This is a genomic window from Acinetobacter sp. F9 (assembly GCF_019195275.1).
Lineage (GTDB): Bacteria > Pseudomonadota > Gammaproteobacteria > Pseudomonadales > Moraxellaceae > Acinetobacter > Acinetobacter pseudolwoffii.
This window is the reverse complement of record NZ_CP078068.1, coordinates 1,248,822-1,270,431: the sequence shown is the minus strand read 5'-3', so window position 1 is coordinate 1,270,431 and position 21,610 is coordinate 1,248,822. Positions and strand designations below refer to the sequence as shown.

20 protein-coding genes and 1 tRNA gene are annotated in these 21,610 nt (G+C 42.7%); 11 read left to right on the top strand and 10 right to left on the bottom strand.

From position 1 onward, the window contains the following. Nucleotides 1-300: 300 nt before the first annotated feature. Complete coding sequence (locus KT990_RS06150) at nucleotides 301-789, top strand: hypothetical protein (RefSeq protein WP_159138444.1); 489 nt, start codon at nucleotides 301-303, stop codon at nucleotides 787-789. A 15-nt stretch (nucleotides 790-804) separates the two neighbouring features. On the opposite strand, the gene KT990_RS06145 is transcribed toward KT990_RS06150, so the two are convergent. Continuing rightward, entirely contained in the window at nucleotides 805-1,026 is a 222-nt protein-coding gene (locus KT990_RS06145; protein WP_180041197.1) for a hypothetical protein, read from the bottom strand. 389 nt (nucleotides 1,027-1,415) lie between these two features. Here KT990_RS06145 and KT990_RS06140 point away from each other — a divergent pair, with 389 nt between their 5' ends. Continuing rightward, the gene (locus KT990_RS06140) at nucleotides 1,416-2,354 is read left to right on the top strand and encodes an STM4504/CBY_0614 family protein (protein WP_218209315.1); all 939 of its coding nucleotides are present in this window, start codon (nucleotides 1,416-1,418) and stop codon (nucleotides 2,352-2,354) included. Between the two features lie 46 nt (nucleotides 2,355-2,400). Here the strand turns inward: KT990_RS06140 and gatB are convergent, their stop codons facing one another. The 3 genes from gatB to gatC are packed head-to-tail and all read right to left on the bottom strand — an operon-like array spanning nucleotide 2,401 to nucleotide 5,727. Beyond that, a complete protein-coding gene (gatB, locus tag KT990_RS06135; protein ID WP_180000276.1) occupies nucleotides 2,401-3,882 on the bottom strand; it encodes an Asp-tRNA(Asn)/Glu-tRNA(Gln) amidotransferase subunit GatB in 1,482 nt (493 codons plus the stop codon). Further along, on the bottom strand, nucleotides 3,882-5,360 hold the full coding sequence (gene gatA, locus KT990_RS06130) for an Asp-tRNA(Asn)/Glu-tRNA(Gln) amidotransferase subunit GatA (protein WP_218209314.1): 1,479 nt from the start codon (nucleotides 5,358-5,360) through the stop codon (nucleotides 3,882-3,884). Before gatA ends, gatB begins: the two co-directional genes overlap by 1 nt. 52 nt (nucleotides 5,361-5,412) lie before the next feature. Continuing rightward, complete coding sequence (gene gatC / locus KT990_RS06125; protein WP_005096170.1) at nucleotides 5,413-5,727, bottom strand: Asp-tRNA(Asn)/Glu-tRNA(Gln) amidotransferase subunit GatC; 315 nt, start codon at nucleotides 5,725-5,727, stop codon at nucleotides 5,413-5,415. A 132-nt stretch (nucleotides 5,728-5,859) separates the two neighbouring features. On the opposite strand from gatC, the gene KT990_RS06120 reads away from it, so the two are divergent. The 6 genes from KT990_RS06120 (at nucleotide 5,860) to KT990_RS06095 (ending at nucleotide 10,614) form a co-directional block, all read left to right on the top strand. Next, nucleotides 5,860-6,906: a rod shape-determining protein gene (locus KT990_RS06120; protein WP_004279360.1), complete on the top strand. Its 1,047-nt coding sequence runs from the start codon at nucleotides 5,860-5,862 to the stop codon at nucleotides 6,904-6,906. Nucleotides 6,907-6,922: 16 nt separating this feature from the next. Beyond that, nucleotides 6,923-7,780, top strand: coding sequence for a rod shape-determining protein MreC (mreC, locus tag KT990_RS06115; protein ID WP_005096172.1), 858 nt, complete (start codon nucleotides 6,923-6,925; stop codon nucleotides 7,778-7,780). Further along, the gene (gene mreD, locus KT990_RS06110) at nucleotides 7,767-8,258 is read left to right on the top strand and encodes a rod shape-determining protein MreD (protein ID WP_005096176.1); all 492 of its coding nucleotides are present in this window, start codon (nucleotides 7,767-7,769) and stop codon (nucleotides 8,256-8,258) included. The genes mreC and mreD overlap by 14 nt, the downstream gene beginning before the upstream one ends. Beyond that, nucleotides 8,246-8,812, top strand: a complete 567-nt coding sequence (locus KT990_RS06105) for a Maf-like protein (protein ID WP_005096178.1) — start codon at nucleotides 8,246-8,248, stop codon at nucleotides 8,810-8,812. Before mreD ends, KT990_RS06105 begins: the two co-directional genes overlap by 13 nt. A 41-nt stretch (nucleotides 8,813-8,853) precedes the next feature. Next, a complete protein-coding gene (rng, locus tag KT990_RS06100; RefSeq protein ID WP_005096179.1) occupies nucleotides 8,854-10,308 on the top strand; it encodes a ribonuclease G in 1,455 nt (484 codons plus the stop codon). A 132-nt stretch (nucleotides 10,309-10,440) separates the two neighbouring features. Beyond that, on the top strand, nucleotides 10,441-10,614 hold the full coding sequence (locus KT990_RS06095) for a PA1571 family protein (RefSeq protein WP_005096185.1): 174 nt from the start codon (nucleotides 10,441-10,443) through the stop codon (nucleotides 10,612-10,614). Between the two features lie 207 nt (nucleotides 10,615-10,821). Here KT990_RS06095 and KT990_RS06090 read toward each other — a convergent pair whose 3' ends face one another. Both KT990_RS06090 and KT990_RS06085 read right to left on the bottom strand, forming a co-directional pair. Next, nucleotides 10,822-12,204 (bottom strand): WS/DGAT/MGAT family O-acyltransferase, encoded by a 1,383-nt coding sequence (locus tag KT990_RS06090; protein ID WP_005096186.1) that lies wholly within the window; start codon nucleotides 12,202-12,204, stop codon nucleotides 10,822-10,824. Between the two features lie 172 nt (nucleotides 12,205-12,376). Continuing rightward, the gene (locus KT990_RS06085; RefSeq protein WP_005172099.1) at nucleotides 12,377-13,111 is read right to left on the bottom strand and encodes a phosphoadenylyl-sulfate reductase; all 735 of its coding nucleotides are present in this window, start codon (nucleotides 13,109-13,111) and stop codon (nucleotides 12,377-12,379) included. 204 nt (nucleotides 13,112-13,315) lie between these two features. Here KT990_RS06085 and thrH point away from each other — a divergent pair, with 204 nt between their 5' ends. Further along, nucleotides 13,316-13,933, top strand: coding sequence for a bifunctional phosphoserine phosphatase/homoserine phosphotransferase ThrH (gene thrH, locus KT990_RS06080; RefSeq protein WP_218209313.1), 618 nt, complete (start codon nucleotides 13,316-13,318; stop codon nucleotides 13,931-13,933). Between the two features lie 66 nt (nucleotides 13,934-13,999). Here thrH and KT990_RS06075 read toward each other — a convergent pair whose 3' ends face one another. The 4 genes from KT990_RS06075 to KT990_RS06060 form a co-directional block, all read right to left on the bottom strand. Then, the gene (locus KT990_RS06075; protein WP_218209312.1) at nucleotides 14,000-15,166 is read right to left on the bottom strand and encodes an OmpP1/FadL family transporter; all 1,167 of its coding nucleotides are present in this window, start codon (nucleotides 15,164-15,166) and stop codon (nucleotides 14,000-14,002) included. Between the two features lie 315 nt (nucleotides 15,167-15,481). Next, nucleotides 15,482-16,717, bottom strand: a complete 1,236-nt coding sequence (locus tag KT990_RS06070) for an OmpP1/FadL family transporter (RefSeq protein WP_218209311.1) — start codon at nucleotides 16,715-16,717, stop codon at nucleotides 15,482-15,484. 337 nt (nucleotides 16,718-17,054) lie between these two features. Continuing rightward, nucleotides 17,055-17,130 (bottom strand) — tRNA-Arg (locus KT990_RS06065). 92 nt (nucleotides 17,131-17,222) lie between these two features. Next, complete coding sequence (locus KT990_RS06060) at nucleotides 17,223-18,578, bottom strand: amino acid permease (protein WP_074383119.1); 1,356 nt, start codon at nucleotides 18,576-18,578, stop codon at nucleotides 17,223-17,225. A 333-nt stretch (nucleotides 18,579-18,911) separates the two neighbouring features. Between KT990_RS06060 and prpF the strand changes: the two genes are divergently transcribed. Both prpF and KT990_RS06050 read left to right on the top strand, forming a co-directional pair. Next, nucleotides 18,912-20,102 (top strand): 2-methylaconitate cis-trans isomerase PrpF, encoded by a 1,191-nt coding sequence (prpF, locus tag KT990_RS06055; protein ID WP_180041179.1) that lies wholly within the window; start codon nucleotides 18,912-18,914, stop codon nucleotides 20,100-20,102. A gap of 524 nt (nucleotides 20,103-20,626) precedes the next feature. Beyond that, nucleotides 20,627-21,535, top strand: a complete 909-nt coding sequence (locus tag KT990_RS06050; protein WP_005096193.1) for a polyprenyl synthetase family protein — start codon at nucleotides 20,627-20,629, stop codon at nucleotides 21,533-21,535. The last annotated feature ends 75 nt before the right edge of the window (nucleotides 21,536-21,610 follow it).

The window sequence follows — 21,610 nt, the reverse complement described above, 5'->3', positions numbered from 1 at the left end:
GGATCAATAACAATACGGTCAAGCTAAAGAACACAACCAGTCTCCAAGGAAGGATGCTGTTGAAGGTGTTTGCAGTCATCATGATTATTTTTATTGTTTGAATTTGAATAATAACGCTAAGTTTACTCGATCAATATCACCATCTAATGAATAGCATGATGGGATGAAATTTTTCATCTGAATTAATTTTAAATCCAGTTCAGGTTTTACAGAGTTCTATCAGTATATTTCCTTTTTACATGATACAAAGAAACTATTTTCAGCGCCAAAATGCTGATGTCATATTAAAAGGAAGTGGTGATGAGTTTAAAAAATTCTTCTCGTATTCGTTTATTTTTTCTAGGTGCAACATTGTTGGGAGCAGCACAGGTTACGATGGCTGGCCCAACGGTCGATCAGCTGAGTGACTGTTTGATGAAGTCCACTACAGCCACTGATAAAACCACGGTCTTGCAATGGACATTTGTGGCATTGGGCAATCATCCCGATTTAAAGGCTTTTAGCAATGTAACCGCAACTCAAAAGGAAGTATTAGACAAGAATCTAGGGACGGTGTTGCAGCGCATTTTAGTGGAGCAATGTTCAGCACAGACCAAGGCGGTGATTCAAGCTGAAGGTTTACAGGCTGTGGGCGATAGTTTTCAGGCTTTGGGTAAAACCACAGGCGAGGAAATTTTAAAGAATCCTGAAATCAATAATCAGCTCAAAGGTGTGCTGCGTTATATCGATTTGAATCGTGTGGCACAGACTTTTTTGACACCGGATTTGTTGAATAAGTTGGGGCTGTAAGAGGGTAAGTTGGTTTTATTTGAAAATAGCGATAATGATTTTAATCAGCCAGTAAATAGGATAGAAAATAAATTCAAGCCCATCTGCTAAGCCCAAACCGCGCTGTTTTCTATATGGTACAGGCTGAGCTGCGGATAGTCGTTTACGCCATTTGATCATTATCAGTAAAATGATAATGACCAGAGCAAATAATCCGATGAGGGTTTGAATGATGGTAAGTAATAGTTCAGGTGTCATTTTTGTTTTGCTTGGATATTTCTGATTTTATAGTATAAATAATAAAAATCTTGCTAGTAACCGCTTGCGCTGCATTTTAAAGTAGTGTTTTAAAACTTGCTCAGGAGAGGGGGTCTTTTAATAATCCTCTCCCTAGCCCTCTCCTTTATAAAAGGAGAGGGAACACCGCGTATCCAATTGATTACACGGCAAGTCTCCCTTTGTAAAAGGTGAGAAGTGAAGCTTCGCAAGGAGAGGGATTCTATAAATCACGCATAAAGAAGGAATTTGAAAGTTGGATACTTCTTAGTTTTTAAGCTAGGTAATTGAGGAGATTTTGTTGCTTGTTATGATTCTCAAAGTGTATAAAATAACCTATTAAAATATATCGAATTTATTCGGGTAGTAATATGGTTTTGGAATTATTTTCTAAAAGAAATAAAAAAGAAAAAGATCATGATGTATATGAATACGATGTCCTGCCACATCCATTTCGAGTTCAAGTTACTTATATTTTTAATGATTTATTTGGAAAACGTGGGGATACATTACGTTCAATTGTGAATGAAGATAATATTTATAAAATTTTGGTAGAAATGTTGGCAAGAGATTTTGGTGTTTTCAATCTCACACAAGACTATACGCATGAGTATCACGGATATAATTTAGAATTTATTAATGGCTTTTTATCAGAAAAAAATACTAGTAAAGCTTTGGATTATATTGAACTAGCTTTTAGAATTTCAAACAATATTGCTACGATGGACGACTATAAATATGCAGTTGAGTCATCAGGTTTTAATAAAAGAAATGAAACAGCTATTAAAGAATTAAACTATCGGTTTGATGAACATAGCTTAGGATATCAGTTTGTAGAAGGACAAATTATTCGAAGAGATAATACTTTTACTCATTCAGAAATTATCAAACCATCTTTAGAAATTTTATCTAGGAAAAGGTTTAAAGGAGCAAGTTTGGAGTTTCATAAAGCTCATGAGCACTATAGAAAGGGTGCATATCATGAGTCTTTAAATGAATGTCTTAAAGCATTTGAAAGTACAATGCGTATTATTTGTGATAAGCAAAAATGGACTGTCAAAAGTACTGCAACAGCTAGCACCTTAATTAAAATGTGTTTTGAAAAGCAACTGATACCTGCATTTTGGGAAAGTAAATTTACGTCTTTAAAAACTTTATTAGAAAGTGGTGTACCCACTGCTAGAAATAAATTGAGTGGGCATGGCGCAGGTAGTGAAGAAAAAGAAATACCAAGGTATATTGTCGAATATGCTTTAAATATGACTGCATCAACAATACTCTTTTTAGTAGAAGCGGAAGAAAACTTATAAATAAAAAACCCGCTCTAAAGCGGGTTTTTTGAAAAAACAATTAGTCTTAACCAATCAACTTCTTCATCAACTCATTCACTTGCGCAGGGTTGGCTTTACCCTTAGACGCTTTCATCACTTGACCAACCAGACCGTTGAAAGCTTTTTCTTTACCAGATTTGTACTCTTCAACCATCTTCTCGTTGGCGGCAAGCACTTCCTTAATAATTGCTTCAATCGCGCCTGTATCAGTTTCCTGTTTCAAGCCTTTCTCAGCAATAATTTCGTCCGCAGTTTTGCCTTCATCCCACATAAAGCCGAACACTTGTTTCGCGATCTTACCGCTAATGGTGTTATCGACAATACGTGCGATCATGCCGCCAAGTTTTTCCGCAGAAACAGGAGAATCTTGAAGATCTAGGCCTGCTTTGTTGAGCGCCCCTGAGAATTCGCCCATCACCCAGTTTGCAGCAATCTTACCTTGTGCAGCGCCGCCAGCAGCTTTCACGACTTCTTCATAAAACTCTGACATTTCACGAGTAAGCGTTAGAACGTGAGCATCGTACTCAGTCACGCCAAAGTCCGCCACAAAACGCGCACGACGTGCCGCAGGCAGCTCAGGCATGGTGGCTTTGATTGCTTCGATTTGTTCATCCGCAATCACCACAGGCAACAAGTCAGGGTCAGGGAAGTAACGGTAATCGTTGGCTTCTTCTTTTGAACGCATTGAACGCGTTTCCATCTTCACAGGATCGAATAAACGCGTTTCCTGATCAATGGTGCCGTCCCATTCCAGAATTTCCATTTGACGTTCAATTTCAACATTGATCGCTTGTTCAATAAAACGGAATGAGTTCAGGTTTTTCAATTCGCAACGCGTACCGAAGGGTTGACCCGGACGACGTAAAGACACGTTACAGTCACAACGGAACGAACCTTCTGCCATGTTGCCGTCAGAAATGCCTAACCAGCGCACCAGCGTATGAATCGCTTTAATATAAGCAACCGCTTCTTCAACCGAACGCATATCTGGTTCAGAAACAATTTCAAGCAGCGGCGTACCGGCACGGTTCAAGTCAATGCCTGACATACCTTCGAACTGGTCATGAATCGATTTACCTGCATCTTCCTCAAGGTGCGCACGGGTTACGCCAATCCGTTTAACCGTGCCATCTTCAAGCTGGATGTCGATATGACCCAAGCCCACAATCGGATTGTCCATCTGGCTAATCTGGTAGCCTTTTGGTGAATCCGGGTAGAAATAGTTTTTACGTGCAAATACAGAAGCCTGATCAATATAGGCATCGATACCCAAACCAAAGCGAATCGCAAGATCCACCACTTCTTTATTCAATACCGGCAATACGCCCGGCATGGCCAAATCTACAAGGCTGGCTTGGGTGTTTGGATCATTACCGAATACAGTCGATGAACCCGAGAAAATTTTGGTATTGGTGGCAAGCTGGGTGTGAATCTCGATACCAATAACGACTTCCCAACCCTCAATCAGGTTAGATTTTGGTTTAGCCGATTTTTGAGCTTGAGCCATTATGCATTCTCCTCAGCAATTGCCGCGCGTTGTGTATGCCAATCGGTTGCTTGCTGATACTGATGCACCACAGACAACAATTGCGATTCTGACCAGTAATTCCCAATCAACTGTAAGCCAACTGGCAAGTTGTTCTGGTCAAAACCAACAGGTGCATTAATCGCAGGAAGACCTGCCAGGTTCACTGCAAGTGTATAAATATCGCCTAGGTACATTTCAACCGGAGTCAAATCCGCACCAATTTTATAGGCTGTGGTTGGCGCAGATGGCGCAGCAATCACATCGACAGATTCAAAGGCTTTAAGGAAATCTTGCTGGATCAGGCGACGTACTTTTTGTGCTTTCACATAATATGCATCGTAGTAACCCGCGGATAACGCATATGTGCCAATCAGGATACGACGTTGCACTTCCGCACCAAAACCTTCTGAACGTGAACGTTTGTACAAGTCCATCAAGTCCACTGGATTTTCACAGCGGTAGCCATAACGCACACCGTCAAAGCGTTGTAAGTTAGAAGATGCTTCAGCAGGTGCGATCAGGTAGTAGGTCGGAACGTAGCTTTCGGTCATGTTGAGGTCGATCTCAACCAGCGTAGCGCCCATGTCTTCTAACTTTTTCAATGATTCTTCGACACGTGCTTTAACATCTTCAGCTAGGCCGGAAACATTAAAGTACTGTTTTGGAATACCAATGCGTAAACCTTTGACGGATGTATCATTCAGGTTCGCCACATAGTTATCAACCACTTGATTCATTGACGTTGAATCTTTGGCATCATGACCGGCCATCACGTTCATCAGGTAGGCACAGTCTTCTGCTGAGCGTGCCATCGGGCCGCCTTGGTCGAGGGATGATGCATAGGCAATCATACCGAAGCGCGACACACGGCCATAGGTCGGTTTAAGTCCAGTCAGGCCACAGAATGACGCAGGTTGACGAATAGAGCCACCGGTGTCAGTACCGGTAGCGAAGGGTGCCAGATCCGCTGCAACAGCTGCTGCTGAACCACCTGAAGAACCGCCAGGAACATGGTTTAAATTCCAAGGGTTAGCCGTTGCGCCGTAATATGAGTTTTCAGAGGTCGAACCCATGGCGAATTCGTCCATGTTCACTTTACCCAAAGTCACCAGGCCCGCAGCTTTGCCTTTCGCGACAACGGTGGCGTCATAAGGAGAGATAAAATTGTCCAGTATTTTAGAACCGGCAGTGGTTTTGATGCCTTGAGTACAGAAAATGTCTTTATGCGCGATTGGTACGCCTGTTAACACATTTGCACCACCTGCCTTACGCAGTGTGTCAGCCGCATCAGCTTCTGCCAATGCCAATTCAGGCGTAACGGTTACATATGATTTTACTTGAGCATCAATTTTTGCAATACGCTTTAAGTAATGTTCAGTCAATTCGCGAGATGAAAACTGGGCATTTGCCAGACCTTCACTGAGTTCACGAATGGATAAGCGATGTAAATCTGTCATGAGAAATAATTCTTTACGTTTAATTTAATAAAAAGAATGAACTGGGTAGTAATTACTCAATCACGCGCGGTACGAGGTATAGACCATCCTGAACAGCAGGTGCAACTGCTTGGTATTGCTCGCGATGATTGCTTTCTGAGACCACATCTTCACGTAGTGGCTGAGGATGGTCGAAAGGGCTCTTCAGCGGTTCAATTCCGTCGGTATTGATGCCTTTCAATGTGTCCATCATGCCTAAAATCTTATTTAAACTTTGAGCATATTCAGCAGATTGCGTATCATTGAGAGATAACCTTGCAAGGTGGGCAATGGCTGAAACTGTTTCTGCACTTAAATCTGCAGAATGCTGTGCATCCGATGTAGACATAATATTACCTAATCAGTATTAAAAAAATTCAAATTATCATGCGTTATGATAAGCGATTGACTTGTCCAAATCATCACATTTAGTTAAAGTTGCCACCTTGCGTCCATATAAAGTTTAATTGAGAACGTCCCCGTGATTCTAAAACGACTAATAGGCTTGTTTTCGCCAGATCTTGCCATTGATTTAGGTACTGCAAATACACTTATTTATGCGCCAGGACGAGGCATTATATTAAATGAACCCACGGTTGTAGCTATCCGTCATAGTGGTTCACATAAAATTGTTGCCGCTGTAGGTCTTGAAGCGAAACAAATGCTAGGTCGTACCCCAGCCAATATCTCAGCAATCCGCCCCATGAAAGATGGGGTGATTGCGGATTTTGAAGTCACTGAAACCATGCTGAATCAGTTCATTCGCAAAGTACATGAAAACCGTCTGTTTACTCCGGCACCGCGTGTGGTGGTGTGCGTACCATGTAAATCGACGCTGGTTGAACGTCGTGCTATTCGTGAAGCGGTATTTAATGCTGGTGCACGTGATGTCCGTTTAATCGAAGAACCGATGGCAGCGGCCATTGGTGCAGGTATGCCAGTTGAGCAGGCCTGTGGTTCAATGGTGGTAGACGTGGGCGGCGGTACCACTGAAATTGCGATCATTTCCCTACAGGGTTGTGTCTATGCAGATTCTTTACGGATTGGCGGTGATGTCTTTGATGAGCAGATCATTAACTATGTGCGTAAGGCGCATGGCTGTGTGATTGGTGAAACCACGGCAGAAGTGATCAAAAAAGAAGTGGGCATGGCCTTGCCAGATGAAGGTGCTAAACCGCTTGAAATTGAAGTTCGTGGCCGTAATCTTGCAGAAGGTGTACCACGTGCGATTGTGGTTAACTCAGACGAAGTGACTCAAGCCATTTCAGATCCTTTGCAAAACATTGTGTCTGCGGTGAAATCAGCACTAGAACACACACCTCCTGAGCTTTCTTCGGATATTGCTGAACGCGGTATCGTGTTAACCGGTGGTGGTGCATTGCTGCGTAATCTAGACAAGCTGCTGGCCAAAGAAACCGGCCTGCCGGTTGTGGTGGCAGAAGATCCACTCTCATGTGTAACCCGTGGTGGTGGCAAGGTACTCGAATTTTTCGACAATCCAAATCATGACATGTTATTCGTAGGCTAAGAAAAGGATTCGGCGGGTGCAAGCACATCTGTTTTCTCGACAACCGCCATCTTTTCGCTCTTTTATCATTGCATTGGTAACATGCTTGGTGGTGCTTTTCTTTGATTGGCGCATGCCACATGTTGTACAACCTGCAAGGGATGTCCTGTACGCGGCCTATAATCCTATTTATGCTGTGGCCAGTTATCCGGTATTGTCGCGAGAGTGGTTGAATCAACAAACCAAGTCTGAAGTTCAGTTGCGTCGGGAAAATACCGCGATGCAGGCTGAGTTGTTGCAGGCGCAAGTTCGCTTACAAAAAATCTCTGAACTTTCTGCTGAAAATACCCGTTTGCGCGGTCTGCTCGATACACCACTGATCATTGACGGGCGTATTGAAATTGCGGAAGTGATTGGCACCGATGCCGATCCTTTAAGACATATCATTGTGATCAACCGGGGTTCAAATAACGAGCTGAAAGTCGGGCAAACGGTACTGGATGACAAGGGGATTATGGGACAGATTATTAATGTCTATCCGCATAGTAGCCGGGTCATGCTGTTGTCTGATAAAGAACATTCATTGTCAGTGCGTCTGGAACATACCGGAATGCGTGCCATTGTCTCGGGGACGGGTGATCTGGGACGTTTGAAAATGGAATATGTACCGACCAGTGCCAATATCAAGGTCGGGGAAAAAGTCTATAGTTCCGGCTTGGGCCAACATTTTCCGGCAGGTTATCTGGTGGGGCAGGTGTCCAAAGTACAACGACATAATTCAGGTGAATTTGCCCAGATTGATGTAACGCCAGCCGCGCAGCTGGCCGGTGGTCATCATGTGGTGGTGTTATTTTCCGATTCATTGGCGATGGAGCAACCGCATGTCAATCGCTAAGATGAAATCCAGAAAGCATCGTGATCCCTTATTTGCCATCGTCATTTCGGTGATCGTGGCTTCGATTTTGATGGTCTATCCACTTTCTTATACCCTCTCGGGCTGGCGTCCGCTGTTCATGCTGATGGTGATGCTATTCTGGGTGTTGTGTCAGCCGACCTGGTGTGGGATCTGGTTTGCCTTTGGTACCGGTATTTTTATTGATTTGCTGCTGGACGCACCTTTAGGTCTGAATGCCCTCAGCTTTATTATTATTGCCTTTTTAGCCCGTTTTCTGACGCGTGAACGCCGTATCCTGACCTTTAATAATCTCTGGGTGATTACGGGGCTGGCAATTGTTGCGCATTTGCTGATGATCTTTTTTGCCCAGATTGTGGCAGGCGTGCAATTTTCTTTTGCCCGGCACTGGATTCCAATGCTGACCAGTATTCTGGTTTGGCCTGTCCTCTATTATATGTTGAAAAAATGGCGCATATAATTCTCGCTTCCAGCTCACCTCGGCGTTGTGAGTTATTACAGCAGCTCGGACTGAGCTTTGATATCTACAGTCCGGATATCGATGAATCTGTGCGTGAAGGTGAATCCGTCGCGGCTTATGTTGAACGTCTGGCACGAGCCAAGGCTGATGCAGTGGCCGAGCGTTATCCAGATGCAATCATCATTGCTGCGGATACCAGTCTGGGGGTCGATAGTGAGATTTTGGGTAAACCAGAATCCAAGCAACATGCCATTGAAATGTGGACAAAAATCTCCGGTCGGTGGCATGATGTCTATAGCGGTGTCTGTGTTCGTACAAAAGATGAAAAATACAGTATAGTGGTACGTACGCAGGTCGAATTTCAAATCCTGAGTGCCGCAGACATGGAAAGTTACTGGGCCACAGGTGAGCCGCTGGGTAAAGCCGGGGCTTATGCGATTCAAGGAATTGCAGCACGTTATATTCCAAAAATACAAGGCAGCTATTCCAATGTGGTCGGCTTGCCGCTCTATGAAACCGTACAGTTATTACAGACAGTTAAGGCACTAAATTAACTGCTGATAAAAAGAATTTTTATAATGTTTTGAGTGTAATTATGTCTGACGAGTTATTGATTAACGTCACGCCGATGGAATGTCGGGTCGCGTTGATTGAAAACGGCACGGTCAATGAACTGTTTGTCGAGCGTACGGCCAAGCGTGGCTTGGTCGGTAATGTCTATAAAGGCAAAGTGGTACGGGTCTTGCCGGGTATGCAGGCTGCGTTTGTGGATATTGGTCTGTCCAGAACGGCATTTTTGCATATCAATGATATGGTCTGGCCGCGCCAGCAGCCCACCCCAAATGTCTTTGAACTGCTTCAGCCCGGTCAAATCCTCACGGTTCAGGTGATGAAAGATATGCTGGGTACCAAAGGTGCCCGTCTTTCCACGGATTTGTCTATTCCTTCGCGTTATCTGGTGCTGATGCCTTATGGCAATCATATTGGGGTGTCGCAGCGAATTGAATCTGAGGAAGAGCGCAATCGTTTGCGTTCGATTATTGAGCGGATTCAGGCCGAGCATAAGCTGCCAGGCTCAGTGATTGTACGTACCGCTGCTGAAGGTATTGAAGAAGCAGCCATTGCCCAAGATATGGCTTATCTGGCCAAGCTTTGGGAATATATCCAGCGTAAGCAGAAGATTATTGCAGTTCCCTCGCTGATCTTTGAAGAATTGCCTTTACCACAACGGATCATTCGTGATCTGGCCAATGAAGAAACTGCAAAAATCTACGTCGATTCACGTGAAATTCATGCCAAGCTGCAAGAGTTTGTCGAAGAATTCGTGCCGAATATGCGAGACCGTTTACTGCACTACCCGGGCGAGCGTCCAATTTTTGACTTATATAATGTTGAAGAAGATCTGCAAAAGGCGCTGCAAACTCGTGTTGCGTTGAAGTCGGGCGGTTATCTGATGATTGATCAGACCGAAGCGATGGCCACCATTGACGTCAATACCGGCTCTTATGTGGGTGGTCGCTCACTGGAAGACACTGTTTTTAAAACCAATATGGAAGCGACTCAGGTCATTGCACGTCAGTTGCGTCTGCGTAATCTGGGTGGAATTATCATCATTGATTTCATTGATATGCAGGAAGCGCAGCATCGTGAAGAAGTGATGAAACAGTTTGAGCGCATGTTGGAACGTGACCATGCTAAAACCAAGATTACTCAGGTATCTGAACTGGGTCTGGTGGAAATGACCCGAAAACGCACCCGTGAGTCACTGGAACATTTACTCTGTGAATCCTGTCCGACTTGTCAGGGACGTGGTTATGTCAAAACAGCCGAGTCAGTATGTTACGAAATATTCAGAGAAATTCTGCGTTATGCACGTGCTTATGAGTCGCAGAGTGGCTTTACTGTTGTCGCGCATCCCGCTGTAATTGATCGTTTACTAACAGTAGAGGCCCCAGCAGTCGCTGATCTAGAGCATTTCATTAATCGCGTGATTAAGTTCCAAGTAGAAAATCTGTATACGCAAGAGCAATACGATATCATTCTCAGCTGAAATTGTAACAGAATATCGTTAAACACTTGTTACATCTGAAATTTTACATTGGTGCTGTTATTTACAATACTAGATGCATGAATTAGCCAAAGCCGTTTCTCCCAGTTTCAGGCTTAGCAAAAGGAGTGTGTTATGAATATGAGTAAAGCAGTAATTAATAAAGGCCTAAAACACGTATTAGAACCAAAGACTGTACATGCAGGATATATCGTCGATGAGCGCGGTAATGAAGTCCAGATTACCGCCAGCATGATTCGTAATGCCTGCCATCAATTATTACAACAGTGTCGTACCATCAAAAGCTAATGCTACCGATACAGAATCTTGTGCAGATTGAAATAAATTCTAGGCAATCAAAAATGGATGCATCATCCCAAAAATATAAAATAAATTTAAAACGATGTTAAAAAATAAAACCAAGGGGCTCTATGAGCCCCTTAATTATGTGCGCTAGGACTGGCAAAAATGATCAACACTTTTTTCAGTTTATATATTCTATTTATTGATCCGCGGCTAGCTCACCGCCTGTAACTTTGGGACAGGTTCACCATCTACAATTCGTTCAAAACGCTGGATTTCTTCTTCAAGATGCGTCAGCAGGTTCTGCATTTTCGGCAGGGCATTACGGCATGCGGTTAAGCCGACTTCCAGTTTGTCCAGATAGCTGGTCATGGTAATGTTCAAAGCCTGCCCATCTAGTACAATTGAGGCTGGATAAAGCGCTTCGAGACGTGCACCATTCCAATATAGCGGTTCCTGAGGGCCGGGTACATTGGAAATAATCACATTAAATGCCTGGCGCGTCGGCATTAAACCCGATGCAATGTTCAGACCGGCTGCACCATAGACAAAGGCACTATAATTTAAAATCTGATTGGCATTCATGCGTTTAAAACGTTCCTTGGCACTCAGTACACTGCCACGTACAATTTTGAGACGTTCCAGAGGATCTTCTTTATGGGTGCCCAGATTGGCCAGAATCATGGTAATGCGATTGGAAACATCCGAATCATCACTTCGAACCGAGGCCGGAACCATAGCAATTAATGGTTTTTTCGGTAAAGCGTTTTGTGATAGTAAATATTCACGTAGTGCACCTGAACAGATGGCCAGTACCATGTCATTAATCGTGACGCCCAATGCTTTAGAAATATGCCGTAAACGTGAAAATTCAAAGGATTGTGCCGCAAAACGACGCGAAGCACTGACACGTTGGTTCAGAATACAACTTGGTGCCTGAAAACTGGACACATAATCCGGATTGCGCCCCATATCCTTCATGACGGTCTGAGACAGCTCATAAGCGACGCGTGGTGCGCATTCTAGTTGGCCTTTAATGGTTTGCAGGACATTTTTAAAAGCATTGACTTTAGGTGCTTTAAGGCGTTTGGCGCGTGGCCCTTCAACACACCACGGTGGCACAATACTTTTGGCATTCGGATCATGCGACAGCGATTTTTCGACCAGACGCATGCCGGCGATTCCGTCCACCATCGCATGATGGATCTTGAAATACATGGCAAAACGATTACCTTCAATCCCTTCAATAATATGACAGGTCCATAAAGGCTTGGCACGATCAATCAGCGCACTATGTTCTTGTGAAATATAAGTGAGCAATTCACGGATACGACCCGGTTTCGGCAGGGCAATATGACGAAAATGGTGATCTAAATCAAATTCTTGGTCTTCATCCCAAAACAGGCCATTTAAATAATTATTAAAAGGTGGAATCGGCGATGATTTGGAGTTTTGAATATCAGTGACGAGATCCTGAATAAAGGACGCTGGTGCATTTTCGGGAATTTGGAATAAAAATAGCCCACCTACATGCATAGGCTGCTGCCGTTTCTCTAAAGTTAAGAAAATAAAATCAATTGGATGTAATGGACGCATAGCGTAGATTGCCTCACTGCACTTTCTTCAGCTGCTCTGATCCGAACAACCTTGTTAGAATTATTAATATTGACATTATAAAGTATAGCGATTTTGCCACGGAAAGGTACTGATTTTTCTGTAGATGATTGGTTTATGAAAAAACCACCGACGAATCGATGGTTATGCTAGATCATTTTTGTAAGTTGCCGGCATGCAGGCCACATTCTTTATGTGTGGCTTCTTCCCACCACCAGCGGCCTTCACGTTCATGCTGATTTGGCAGGACAGGACGGGTACAGGGTTCACAGCCGATTGAAACAAAACCTTTTTCATGCAGCGCATTATAAGGCACTTCCATCATGCGGATATAACTCCAGACATCTGCACTGGACCAGTTGGCCAGAGGATTGTATTTGATCAGTTGCTTACCCGGACCGGAAAAACCTGGATCTGCCTGAACCACAGGAATTTCATTACGGGTACCCGGGCTTTGGTCTTTACGCTGACCGGTAATCCAGCCATCCAGCGTGGCCAGTTTTTTACGCAGTGGTTGAACCTTGCGTATACCGCAACATTCCTGATGGCCATCTTCAAAGAAACTGAATAAACCTTTTGTCGTCACTAGATTTTGCACGTCTGCAGTTTCGGGGAAGCAGATTTCAATCTCGATATTGTAATGCTTACGCACCCGCTCAATAAACTGATAGGTCTCTGCATGTAAACGTCCAGTATCCAGACTGAATACCCGGAATGGTTTACCCAGATGAGAGGCCATATCAATCAATACAACATCTTCGGCCCCAGAAAATGAAATCGCAATTTCACCTTGCTGGCTCAGTGCAAGTGCCAAGATTTCATTAGGCGATTTATCTGCATATTCAGATGCAAGTGCATCAATACGATCAATAGTAGGAATGATGGTCATGAGAGTCCTGGCGATATAGGCTTGGAAAGGACATGGCCTATATTAATTAATTTCACATCTATTTTAATAGAATTGATTTAGTTGACTTATCACTAAAAAATAAATACTTATGAAAAAAATAGATTTAAAAAAGTACAGTGCAAAATCTATTTCTTCAGCTATGATAGTGCAAAATTTTTTCAATACAACTCAGAGGGAATGTTCATGGAAGTCGTATGTCTAGATTTAGAAGGCGTGTTGGTTCCAGAAATCTGGATTAACTTTGCCAAAAAAACCGGGATTAAAGAGCTTGAAGCGACGACTCGTGACATTCCTGACTATGATGTGCTGATGACCCAACGTCTGAATATTTTAAAACAGCACGGTTTAGGCTTAAATGATATTCAGGATGTGATTGCAGAAATGGGCCCTTTCCCGGGTGCAAAAGAATTTGTAAAATGGGTCAGTACGCATTTTCAATTGATTATTCTTTCAGATACGTTCTATGAATTTGCGCATCCATTGATGAAGCAACTGGATTGGCCAACTATTTTCTGTCATAAATTAGAAACGGATGAAGCAGGCATGATCTCTGCTTATAAATTGCGTCAGCCAGATCAAAAACGTCAAGCAGTGAAAGCGTTACATGGTTTGAACTTCCGTGTCATTGCAGCAGGGGATTCTTATAACGATACAACCATGCTGGGCGAAGCAGATGCTGGTTTCCTGTTTGATGCACCTGAAAATGTCATTGCCGAATTTCCGCAATTCCCGCCAATTCGTGGCTATGAAGCATTAAAAGAAGCGATTCGTAATGCTTCAGTGCGTGACATTCCGGCTTAATCTTTTAAGTACATTGGAATAAAAGAAAGGGCGCTTATAGCGCCCTTTCTTTATGAGATCGATTTATTAGAAGCGATAACCGATTTTCATGCCATATGCGATTGCAGTGTTATCGGTAAATTCGCCTGCAAGATTAGGACCTGCTTTAGCATCAGCATCACCTAACCACATATAGCGGACACCCGCTTGAATAAAGTAATTTTCTGCTGGGCTATATTGTCCACCTAAACCTACACCCCAGTAACCTTCGGTTGGTCCTAGTGTGGTTACCGGATTACCTGCACCTGAGTCATAACTTACTAAAGCAGAGCCAGACCATTTATCGCTAAATTTACGGCCAACACCAACATTTGCAGACCATTGATCATCTGAATAATCAATCAAATTACTGCCTGAGCGTAATTTTAATAAATTTGGTGTTACTGCAAATCGGCTCCAATTTACCCAGCGTACGTTAGCAAAGGCTAAAGTATTCGCTGCAATACCTGTTTGAAGATCTAAATTTACAGATTGAGGTGTTGTGGCTGTAACATTTGGTGAAAGAGACGATGAAATATTGCCAAATCCAAAGCTCTCTGTTGAATTTGCTTCATGATCGATTTCTGAACGATAAGTAATAGCTGCTTTTAAAGCAATTTCAGGGATTTGATAAGCGAAACCAGCAAGCCAGCCCCAAGCCTCTTCCTCATCAACTTTAATGTCATAGCCTGAGTTTCCATAAGCTGCACCTCGTAATGCAATTTTAGCTTCTACAGTTTGCCAAACAGGTCCAGCATAAAAATTCCAGTTTTCAGTCGGTTGATAACCGATTAAAGCTGTAAGGTTATTGGTTTTTACTTCTACCTGAGTGCTTTCTAATTTTAAATTAACGGGATTTACTTGTGAAAAGCTTTCATTACCTGTTGGATAAATTGAATCCGCACCATATGGTTGGTCATAAATTAAACCTAAAGATATTTTATCCGTTGCTTGAACTTTAATGGCAGCGGATGGGAAGTAGTAGTCTTCGGCCATGTCACCAATTTTTTCGCCCCTGAGATCAGCAATTGGATTATTAACAGTCGACTTACCTTTTACATCAGGATCAATGACAGTAATACCAGCTTCAGCATAATTACCCGGCTGTAAAAAAGCAGAAATAGATTGACCAGAACGGTCTAGGCCAGCTGCTTGAACTGCAGAAAGAGGTAAAGTGCTAAGTAAAATAGCAGAATAAATTTTATTGAGCTTCATGGTACGTTCCCTGATGCCATCTGTAACAAAAATGTGCTGGAAAAGTAACATAATTTTAAAAAGAGTAAATACTCAGCTCTGTTGATGAAATGAACTAAGGCGGTTAAGGAAAGAGCTTGATTAGAGTTTTTATACTAATTTTATTAACTCAAGTGTATGAAAAATAAGAAGTTTAAATTATTGAAAATAGTGTAAAAGAACTAAAACTTTATTAATTTTAATTGATGGTAAAATAATCGAATGATATCAAGTGTATAAAATTAATATTAAAAAGATAAAAAACCACCCGAGAGTGGTTTTTTATTCAATTAAAACTTAGAAACGGTAGCCCATTTTTAGACCATAGCCCCAAGCATCATTGTCTTCAAATTTACCCACATTATCGTTAAGTGCTGTTTTAGCAGTTGCATCACCAAGCATAAAGTACTTTACACCGCCTGCAATAAATGTTGCCGGGGTCGGACTAAACTGTAGACCTAAGCCCACATTCCAGTAGCCTTCTGTTGGACCTAGAGTTGTTACAGGGTTACCTGCACCAGAATCCCAACCTACAGAAACGTTACCAGCCCATTGCTCATTGAATTTGCGACCTACACCAGCTGTAGCTGACCATTGATCATCAGAATAATCAACTAAATTTATAGCATCTCCAACAATAGCTTGTGCTGCTTGACCAAAATAATTTGGACGAATTGAGAAGTCTTCCCAGTTCACCCAGCGTACATTTAAAAATGCTACTGTGTCGGCCATAATACCTGATTGTAGATCTAGGTTTACCGATTGTGGAGTAGTTACATCTGTTTTACCTGGTGTCATTGGTACAGGAATTACAGTAGTAATATCTTGACCAAATCCTGCTGTTTCAGTTGCTTGTAGTTTGTGTTCGATTTCTGAACGATAAGTTACAGACGCTTTTAGTGCAATCTCAGGAATTTGGTAAGCTAAGCCAGCAATCCAACCTAATGCAGAATCTTCTTTCATGTTGGCATCATATGATCCGAAGCCTGCAGCACCACCATATCCAGCACCTCTTAAAGAAACATTACCTTTTGCAGTTTGGTAAACTGGACCGGCATAAATATTCCAGTTTTCATTTGGTTGGAAGCCGAATAAGAAGGTTAAATTTTCAGTTTCAACTTCAACATTTGTGGCTTGATTTGCTACGCCTGCCGCTGCTGCTGTGATAGGGGTCGTACCAATTACACTTACTACTTCATTTGGATTTACTGCAAATATGCTACCTGGGCTATAAGCTGCTTCAGCACCAAAAGGTTGGTCATACATTAAGCCAACTGAAAAATTGTCTGTAACTTGAAATTTTAGAGCAGCACTTGGGAAATAATAATCACCTGCCATATCGCCTGTTGGATTTCCAGCTGCATCTCTGCCAGATACATCCGGATCTAAAACAGAAATACCCGCTTCAAAGTAATTACCTGGTTGCAGGAAGGCTGCAATAGATTGGCCTGAGCGATCTAGAGCTGCTGCAAATGCACCCGTCATTGGTACAGTTGCAAGAATCATTGCAGTAGTTAATGTTTTTAATTTCATTTACGTCTTTCCTTGAGGTACAAATTTATATCTAGCGTTGTTGTTTGCACTTATTTAATTGTTTGGAGAGCTTGGTTACTAAACCGCAATCATTTGTTACTCCATGTGTCAAAAATACCACAATTAAAATAAGAGTAAATGCTCTAGAAAAAACTATTTAGTTTAAAAAAGCATCAGAATAGAGTTTTTGCACCAAAATTCTTTATTGTTAGGGATTAAGTTATTGATAAACAAAACAATAAAATAATGAGGATAAAATGATTTTTTGTATAAAAAATATTCTAAAAAAAGGAAATTTAAACTTTATATGTTGTGATATAGGTCATATTTTAATAGGTGGTGCGCCCTGCGGGACTCGAACCCACGTCGGTCGCTTAGGAGGCAACTGCTCTATCCAGTTAAGCTAAGGGCGCAAAAAGAAGGATTAATGTACTGCAAACTTAATTGAAAAAAAAGTTATTGCCGCAGCAATAACTTTTTAAGAATATATACTTATATAAACCGATTAAGTATTTTTAGGCTTAAGCAACTTAAACAGAACGAACATGACCACAATCCAAACCGGAATCATTAAAATAGATTCCTGAAAACCCTGAGTCCACATGATGTAGAGAATCGTAATAATGAAACCTAAGACCAGAATATTGCCTGCTGGAGACCATAGTGCTGGGAATGAGGTCTTTTGGCCGAGCTTCTTCATGCTCTGAATGAATTTGAGATGGGTCAGCGTAATCATGGCCCAGTTCAACACTAACGCACCGACCACAATATAAATCAAGTGGCTTAATGCATCTTCAGGAACAAAGTAGTTAAGTAATACACAGCCGAAAATCAGCGCGGCAGAAAACAATACCGCAGCAATCGGAGTACCTTGTTTATTCACTTGCATGAAGACTTTAGGTGCATTTCCTTGCTGAGCCAGACCATATAACATACGGCTATTGGCATACATACCGCTGTTATAGACAGACAGTGCAGCCGTTAAAATAATAAAGTTCAGTAAGTGTGCTGCCCAGCCAATGCCCAGTTGACTGAAAATCATTACAAATGGACTTTTATCCAGACCACCTAGCTCAAGCTGATTCCAGGGCACCAGTGATAACAAAATCGTCAATGCACCCACATAGAAAATCAGGATACGGAACACCACCTGATTAATCGCTTTCGGAATGGTCTTCTCTGGATTTTCAGCTTCTGCTGCTGCCATACCGATCAGTTCAATCCCACCGAAGGCAAACATCAGGAAGGCCAGCATGAAGAACAGACCTTCAAAGCCATTCGGGAAGAAACCACCTGCAGTCCATAAATTACTGAAAGACGCAGTCGAGGAAGCATCTGCAGTCAAGATCAGATATAAACCGAAGACAATCATCGAGATAACTGCAGTCACTTTAATGATTGAAAGCCAAAATTCTGATTCACCGTAGAATTTCACATTGCCGAGGTTGACCAGGGTAATCACGATAAAGAAAAACAGTACCGATGCCCAAGCTGGAATAAAAGGCCACCAATAGTTAATATATTTCGCAACGGCAGTAAGTTCGGTCATGGCCACCAGGATATATAAAATCCAGTAGTTCCAGCCCGCAAGGAAACCGGGGAACTTGCCCCAGTATTTATAAGCAAAATGGCTGAATGAACCTGCGACAGGTTCATGAACAATCATCTCACCCAATTGACGCATGATTAAAAATGCAATCAAGCCACCAATGGCATAGCCCAAAATAATAGAAGGACCCGCAGATTGGATCACCTGTGCGGAACCTAAGAATAAGCCTGTGCCAATTGCACCGCCCATGGCGATCAACTGAATATGACGGTTCTTTAAGCCACGCTGAAGTTGTGAAGACTCGTTATTCAAAGTGTTCAGCCCGACAATGGAAAAAATAAGTATAAAGATTGTAATGGAACAAAGTTCAGAAACCTAGTGCAAGACTTTGAATGAAATATTATTATCAGATTTATAATAAAAAATTATAAAAATAAATTAAATAAAAGATAACTGAATCAATATATTAATTTTATTGACATTGTAACTGATGAGTTTCCTGTTTTTTTGCTCTGATACGAATGCTGATTTTTTATACTTAGGTCGGAGCACTGAACTTCCTTGGCTTTAAAGCGATTATACTCTTCTCATAAGTATTCCATAACTTTTACCAAAACAAAGACAAGCCAAAGGATGAAACAATTCATGAGTTTTGCAGCCCAAATCAAGATTCCTGCAACCTATATGCGTGGAGGCACCAGTAAAGGCGTTTTTTTTAAGCTGGATGATTTGCCCGCAGAAGCACAACAGGCCGGCCGGATTCGTGATCAGCTTCTGCTGCGCGTGATTGGTAGCCCAGATCCTTATGCTAAACAGATCGATGGTATGGGCGGCGCCAGTTCAAGTACCAGCAAGACCGTGATTCTGTCAAAAAGCCAGCAGGCCGATCATGATGTTGATTATTTATTTGGTCAGGTGGCAATTGACCGTCCTTTTGTGGACTGGAGTGGTAATTGCGGTAATCTCACCGCAGCAGTGGGAGCTTTTGCCATTTCTAATGATCTGATTGATAGATCACGTATTCCGGAAAATGGGCTGTGTACAGTCCGCATCTGGCAGGCCAATATTCAAAAAACCATTATTGCGCATGTACCAATGCGAAATGGTCAAGTTCAGGAGTTGGGCGATTTTGAACTGGATGGTGTGACTTTTCCGGCAGCCGAAGTACAGATCGAGTTTTTAGATCCTGCCGATGATGATGGCGAAGGCGGTTCGATGTTTCCGACAGGTAATCTGGTCGATACGCTGGAAGTTCCCAATATTGGCAGTTTTGAAGTCACCATGATTAATGCCGGCATTCCCACCGTGTTTTTGAATGCGGGAGATTTGGGTTATAACGGCACCGAGCTTCAGGATCATATGAATAATGATGCGGCAGCGCTGGCAAAGTTTGAAACCATTCGTGCTTATGCTGCGAAGCAGATGGGATTGATTCAGGACATTAGCGAAGCAGCTAACCGTCAGCACACCCCAAAAATCGCTTTTGTAGCGCCATCCAAAACTTATACCTCATCAAGTGGCAAGGTGGTTGCCGAAGCAGATGCCGATATTCTGGTTCGTGCCTTGTCTATGGGGAAACTGCATCATGCCATGATGGGCACAGCTGCGGTGGCAATTGGTACGGCGGCAGCCATTCCGGGGACTCTGGTGAATCGGGTGGCAGGCGGTGTAGAGCGTGAAGCCGTGCGTTTTGGCCATCCTTCGGGGACTTTAAGAGTAGGCGCACAAGCAAGTCAGGAAAATGGAGAGTGGAAAGTGAAAAAAGCCATCATGAGTCGCAGTGCACGTGTGTTGATGGAAGGTTGGGTGCGCGTTCCTGAAGATGTTTTGCTCTAGTTTGATTTGCCGACCCATTATTTAGCCTGAGAAAATTACTGTTGTGACCATTACTGGCCAAAATTTTGACTCAGCTATCGTTGGCATGGTAGGAAGTAATAAAAGCTATCAGAGAATACGTTTAAATATCTAAACTTGTTTATATTTAGAGGTAGATATTGTCCAGCCTCATCTTTCCTTTAAAAGTTTAAATGGATTTGTGCAGGTGAAATCCTACTTTGGAAAGACCCAAGGTAGGCAAAGGTCTCTTATTGCCCATACACGACGTCCTGTGGTGATGGGCAATGTGTGGCATCTCTGCCACAGGCACTTGATAAATCCAAGCACTTCAACTCTGGGACAGTAGCGCTGTCGCGGCAGTGGTTTTTTAGTGGAGGAACATATTTTGATATCTATTGCTGCTTTAAATCAATCCACAGATAAAGCTGAAAATTCAAGGCGATTGTAGGTACAATAGTGCTTATCAGGACAAGTGGCTCAAACTTGTTATTTTCATCCTTCCGGACTATGTATTCGAGGCAAATGTGTCATCTATTACTGACGTATCAATCCATGCATTGACTCAAGCACAACATCGTATTCAACAAGATTTACTGACAGCCCTAGATGCCTTTGCCATTCCTGAACCTTTAAAGTCGGCGGTGCATCATGCCGTGATGCTGGGAGGGAAGCGTGTTCGTCCAGCATTATGCTATGCCACAGCAGCACTAAAACCGAATCAGAATACCGCGGCGGTACGCCGTGCGGCGGTTGCGATTGAATTTATCCATTGTTATTCACTGGCACATGATGATCTGCCGTGTATGGACAATGATTTGCTGCGCCGTGGTCAGCCGACCTGTCATGTGGCTTATGGTGAAGATACCGCGCTTTTGGCAGGTGATATTCTACAGTCGATGGCCTTTGAAATTTTAGGCAGTCGTCTGTTTGATCAAGGTCCTGCGGTAGATGCTTCGATTGTGCTAAAACAAATGCAGATTCTGGCCACAGCCTCTTCGAAAATGGTCAATGGTCAGGTGTTGGATTTGCAGTCCGAAGGCAAAAAAATTGATCAGGACGTATTAGAAACCATTCATCGTAATAAAACCGGTGCCTTGATGAGTGCTGCGATCATGATGGCGGCGGTCACAATCTTTGAAGGTACAGATCTGGCGATTCCAAAGCTGCGTGAGTTTGGACAGGCGATTGGTCTGGCCTTCCAGGTGCAGGACGATATTCTGGATATTATTTCTGATACCGAAGTGTTGGGTAAAACAGCTGGCAAGGATGAGCAGGTAGAAAAATCGACATATCCTGCCTTGATGGGGCTGGAACAGGCCAAAGCCTATGCACAGCAATTGCATGATCAGGCCTTAGCCGCACTTGCTCATTTTGATGATCAGGCGGCAGAGCTGATCTCTATCACCCAGTTTTTACTTCAGCGTAAAAATTAAAATGCTTGAATCTGTTCATTGTTTTTATTTTGAGTGATTGTTCAGGTATTAAAAAAGCGGACTTTAAAGTCCGCT

Bases quoted from the DNA above. Each gene is read 5' to 3' on its own strand.
- KT990_RS06150 (WP_159138444.1), top strand. From the start codon at position 301: ATGAGTTTAAAAAATTCTTCTCGTATTCGTTTATTTTTTCTAGGTGCA.
- KT990_RS06145 (WP_180041197.1), bottom strand. From the start codon at position 1,026: ATGACACCTGAACTATTACTTACCATCATTCAAACCCTCATCGGATTA.
- KT990_RS06140 (WP_218209315.1), top strand. From the start codon at position 1,416: ATGGTTTTGGAATTATTTTCTAAAAGAAATAAAAAAGAAAAAGATCAT.
- gatB (WP_180000276.1), bottom strand. From the start codon at position 3,882: ATGGCTCAAGCTCAAAAATCGGCTAAACCAAAATCTAACCTGATTGAG.
- gatA (WP_218209314.1), bottom strand. From the start codon at position 5,360: ATGACAGATTTACATCGCTTATCCATTCGTGAACTCAGTGAAGGTCTG.
- gatC (WP_005096170.1), bottom strand. From the start codon at position 5,727: ATGTCTACATCGGATGCACAGCATTCTGCAGATTTAAGTGCAGAAACA.
- mreD (WP_005096176.1), top strand. From the start codon at position 7,767: ATGTCAATCGCTAAGATGAAATCCAGAAAGCATCGTGATCCCTTATTT.
- KT990_RS06105 (WP_005096178.1), top strand. From the start codon at position 8,246: ATGGCGCATATAATTCTCGCTTCCAGCTCACCTCGGCGTTGTGAGTTA.
- rng (WP_005096179.1), top strand. From the start codon at position 8,854: ATGTCTGACGAGTTATTGATTAACGTCACGCCGATGGAATGTCGGGTC.
- KT990_RS06095 (WP_005096185.1), top strand. From the start codon at position 10,441: ATGAATATGAGTAAAGCAGTAATTAATAAAGGCCTAAAACACGTATTA.
- KT990_RS06090 (WP_005096186.1), bottom strand. From the start codon at position 12,204: ATGCGTCCATTACATCCAATTGATTTTATTTTCTTAACTTTAGAGAAA.
- KT990_RS06085 (WP_005172099.1), bottom strand. From the start codon at position 13,111: ATGACCATCATTCCTACTATTGATCGTATTGATGCACTTGCATCTGAA.
- thrH (WP_218209313.1), top strand. From the start codon at position 13,316: ATGGAAGTCGTATGTCTAGATTTAGAAGGCGTGTTGGTTCCAGAAATC.
- KT990_RS06075 (WP_218209312.1), bottom strand. From the start codon at position 15,166: ATGAAGCTCAATAAAATTTATTCTGCTATTTTACTTAGCACTTTACCT.
- KT990_RS06070 (WP_218209311.1), bottom strand. From the start codon at position 16,717: ATGAAATTAAAAACATTAACTACTGCAATGATTCTTGCAACTGTACCA.
- prpF (WP_180041179.1), top strand. From the start codon at position 18,912: ATGAGTTTTGCAGCCCAAATCAAGATTCCTGCAACCTATATGCGTGGA.